2 protein-coding genes and 1 pseudogene are annotated in these 3,992 nt (G+C 72.3%); 2 read left to right on the top strand and 1 reads right to left on the bottom strand.

Annotation, left to right across the window (positions count from 1 at the left end):
- Window positions 1–163: 163 nt before the first annotated feature.
- Window positions 164–1,273, bottom strand: a complete 1,110-nt coding sequence (locus tag D7W79_RS39690; protein WP_120530408.1) for a glycosyltransferase family 4 protein — start codon at window positions 1,271–1,273, stop codon at window positions 164–166.
- A gap of 29 nt (window positions 1,274–1,302) precedes the next feature.
- Between D7W79_RS39690 and D7W79_RS39685 the strand changes: the two genes are divergently transcribed.
- Window positions 1,303–3,540 carry a glycosyltransferase family 4 protein gene (locus D7W79_RS39685; protein ID WP_120530407.1) on the top strand — a complete coding sequence of 746 codons (2,238 nt, stop codon included), beginning with the start codon at window positions 1,303–1,305 and terminating at the stop codon, window positions 3,538–3,540.
- Window positions 3,537–3,992: pseudogene (locus D7W79_RS39680) on the top strand (hypothetical protein); the annotation flags it as partial. The gene D7W79_RS39685 and the pseudogene D7W79_RS39680, both read left to right, overlap by 4 nt.

Here is a 3,992-nt window from a genome sequence, read left to right as displayed (position 1 = left end):
GGCTTCCTGCTGAGCGGCAGGGGCCGGCTCCTGGGCCTCGTCCTTGCGCGCCGCGTTCGACCCCGCGCACCCGAGCAGCATTCCGCAGACGATTCCACTCCACACGAGCAGTCGCATGTTCCTCCAGGAGGCCCTCCGTGGGCCGGTTGACCGTGACGCCCGCCTACCGGTGGCGCAGCGCCGCATCGTAAGCGGCCCGCGTCCCTTCCGCGGTGCGGGCCCAGGTGAACTTCGCGGCCTGACGCTGGCCCGCCTCCGACAGCGCGCGGCGCTCCTCCGGCGAACGCAGCAGCCGCTCGATGACCGCCGCCAGCCCTTCCGCGTCGTCGGGGTGGACCGCGGGCGCGGCGCTCCCGCACACCTCCGGAAGCGAGCCCGCCGTGGACACCACCGTGGGCGTGCCCAGGCGCATGGCCTCCAGGGGCGGCAGGCCGAAGCCCTCGTAGCGCGAGGGGAAGACGAACAGCGCCGCGCGGCGCATCAGCGCGTAGAAGATGGCCGGCGTCTGATAGCCCAGCGCCCGCACGTCCAGCCCTTCCGAGCGCAGCCGCGCGATGCGCGTCTCCACCGTGCCGGAGCCGAACCAGCTCTGCCCCGCGAGCACGAGCGAGAAGGGCCTGCCGCGCGCGTGCAGCCGCTCCTGCGCGTCCAGCACCAGGTCCACGTTCTTGCGCACGTCGAGCGAGCCCGCGTACAGCACGTAGTCCTTCGGCAGGTTCAGCGCGTGGAGGAAGTCCTCGTCGGCCGCGTCCAGCGTGGGCGCGTTCACGTGGTCCACGCCGTTGGGCACGACGACAGTGCGCGGCTCCACCTGGGGGAAGCGGCGCACCAGGTCCTGGCGCGTGCGCTCGCTGATGCACACCAGCCGGTCCGCGAGCATCAGGCTGCGCGCGAGCCACAGCCGGAACTGCCACCGGAACGGCGTGGACACCGTGTGCGGCAAATCCAACGGCACCAGGTCGTGCACGGTGAGCACGTACGCGGTGCCCGGCGTGCGCCGCAGGGGCAGGTTGAAGTTGCTGAGCGCGTGGTAGACGGGCGGCGGTGACGCCTTGAGCAGTTTGGGCAGCGTGGCCAGCGTCCACGGCGTCCGCTTCTGGACGCCTCGCGGGTGCTCACCGGACTTGCGCGCGCCCATCCGGTCCAGGAGGACGCCCTGGGCCTGGAGCGCGTCCGCGAGGCAGCGGGTGTACAGGCCGATGCCGGTGGTGGGCTCGTCCCACAGGGTGGCGTCGAAGGCGATGGGTCCGGGGGTCGACACGGGCCGCCTCATACCATGCCGTGTGGTACATACGGCCCCCCATGGCGGTCCATCAGTTGATCCCAAGCTTCGGCCCCGGCGACGCCTCCGGTCAGGCCGCGCTGCACCTGCAACTCCTGCTGCGCCGCATGGGGCACGCGGGGGACATCTACGCGGAGGAGGTCGCGGGAGGGCTGCAGGGCCTGGCCCGCCACGTCTTCACGCTGAAGCCGAAGCCGGATGACCTGGTGCTGTACCACCACGGCATCGCGTCGCCCTTGAGCGGCCGGCTGATGCACCTGGACTGCAAGCGCGGCGTGGTGTTCCACAACATCAGCCCCGCGCGCTTCTACCGGGACACGCCGCTGGAGCACGCGCTGGTGGCGGGCCGCGCGCAGATCGCCGCGATGGCGCCCTTCCTGGACGTGTCCATCGGGGACTCGGACTTCAACGGCGCGGAGCTGCGGGTCGCGGGCCACCGCAACGTGCACACCGCGCAGCTCTTCATCGAGAAGGAGCGCTTCGCCGCGTCCGTGGCGGATGCGAACAAGCTCGCGGAGCTGTCCGGGCCCGGCCCCACCCTGGTGTCGGTGAGCCGGGTGATGCCGCACAAGCGCTTCGAGGACCTGCTCGCGCTGCACCGGGAGCTCCTGCGCATCCGTCCCCAGGCGCGCCTGCTGATTGTCGGCGGCTACGAGCCGGGCAGCCGCTACTTCAAGCTGCTCCAGCGCGAGATGAAGGACCTGCGCGGGGTGCACTTCCTGGGGCGCCTGTCGCATCCGGAGCTGGTGGCCGTCTACCGCTCCGCGTCCGTGTTCGTCTCCATGAGCGAGCACGAGGGCTTCAGCGTGCCCATCATCGAGGCCATGGCCTCCGAAGTGCCTGTGCTCGCGTACGCGGCGGCGGCCGTGCCGGAGACGCTGGGCGGGGCGGGCATCGCGTTCGACCAGAAGCGCTACGCGTTCCTCGCGGAGCTGGCGGTGGACCTGAGCGAGGACCGCGACCTGCGCAAGGCGGTGCTCGAAGGCCAGGCGCGAAGGCTCCAGCACTTCTCCCCCACCGCCGCGCAGGTGTCGCTGACGCGCGCGCTGGAGGGGGTGGTGGCGCCGCCGCCCCGTCCTCGCAAGGCCCCGGCGAAGCGGCCGCGCGTGGCGCTGGTGGTGCAGCGATACGGCGAGGTGACGGGCGGCGCGGAGAGCCACGCCGCGCAGGTGGCGGAGCAGCTGGCGCCGCACTGGGACGTCACGGTGGTGACGACCTGCGCGAAGAACCACCTGACGTGGGAGAACGCCTTCCCACCCGGCGAGGACCGGGTGGGCCGCACGAAGGTGCTGCGCTTCCCGGTGACGCGCACGCGCAACATCCACGCGTTCAACGGCCTGTCGCGCCAGGTGTTCGGCCACGGCAACGAGCGGCTGCGCGAGGAGCAGTGGGTGGCCGAGCAGGGCCCGCTGAGCCCCGGGCTGATTGACCACCTGGCCACCACGCAGGACGCGTACGACGGCTACCTGTTCTTCACGTACCTCTACGCGCCCACGGCGTGGGGCCTGCCGCTGGTGGCGGACCGCGCGCTGCTGGTGCCCACCGCGCACGACGAGCCGCCCATCCGCTTCGGCGTCTACGGGGACGTGTTCAACCGGCCCCGGGTGTTGATGTGCAACACGCCGGAGGAGGTCGACATGATTGGCCGCTTCCACCCGGACCATGCGCGGGCGCGCGTGGTGGGCGTGGGCGTGGCGGCGCTGCCGGCGGTGCCCGACCGCTTCCGGGCGAAGTACGGCGTGCACGGCCGCTACCTGCTCTACGTGGGCCGGCTGGAGCCGGGCAAGGGCGTGCCGGACCTGCTGACGTTCCACCGCCAGCTGCGGGCGAAGTACCAGGACGCGCCGGAGCTGGTGCTCGCGGGCGAGGCGCACATGGACGTGAGCGGCGAGGGCGTGCGGCACGTGGGGCGCATCTCCGAACAGGACAAGCACGACGCGCTGGCGGGAGCGCTGGCGGTGGTGGTGCCGTCGAAGTTCGAGAGCCTGTCGCTCCTGACGCTGGAGGCGTTCGCGCAGGGGACGCCGGTGCTGGTGAACGGGCACTCGGACGTGCTGGTGGGACAGGTGGAGCGCAGTGGCGCGGGCCGGGTGTACCGGGGGCTGGCGTCGTTCATCGAAGGGCTGCGCGAGGTGGGTGAGGCCCGGGACGCGATGGGCCAGCGGGCCCGCATCTACGCGCAGCGGCACACGTGGCCCCAGGTGGTCGCGGCGTACCGGGAAGAGATGGCGCGCATCGTGGAGGAGACACACCGATGAAGCTGCTCGGACGGGACATTCCCACGGGGGCCCTGGTGGCCCGCATCGAGGAGCGGCTGCGCGTGCGCGGGCTGCCCACGTCGGAGCCGGCGGAGGTGCCGGAGGACGGCGTGGAGCCGCGCGTGGATCCGCTGACGTTCAACATGCACGCGCTGGAGGAGAACGCGGACACGACGCGGGCCCTGCCGCTGCACACGCACCGCGCCGGCATGGGTCAGGCGGTGCTGGTGGCCAAGTGGGCCTTCCGCAAGACGTGCCAGGTGTTGATCAACGAGACCCTGGGCCGGCAGCGCGTGTTCAACGGACTGGTGCGGGACTCCTACGCCCAGCTCTCCGCGGAGGTCCTCCGGCTGCGCCGGGAAGTGGACACGCTGAGGGCCCAGGCCGCGAAGGCCCAGCAGCCGGCGGAAGCCCCCAGGCCGCCGAAGCCGCCCCCGCCCGTCGGATACGGC

This window comes from Corallococcus exercitus (genome assembly GCF_003611585.1).
GTDB lineage: Bacteria > Myxococcota > Myxococcia > Myxococcales > Myxococcaceae > Corallococcus > Corallococcus exercitus.
This window is presented reverse-complemented; position numbering and strand designations above follow the sequence as displayed.

Bases quoted from the DNA above. Each gene is read 5' to 3' on its own strand.
- D7W79_RS39690 (WP_120530408.1), bottom strand. From the start codon at position 1,273: ATGAGGCGGCCCGTGTCGACCCCCGGACCCATCGCCTTCGACGCCACC.
- D7W79_RS39685 (WP_120530407.1), top strand. From the start codon at position 1,303: ATGGCGGTCCATCAGTTGATCCCAAGCTTCGGCCCCGGCGACGCCTCC.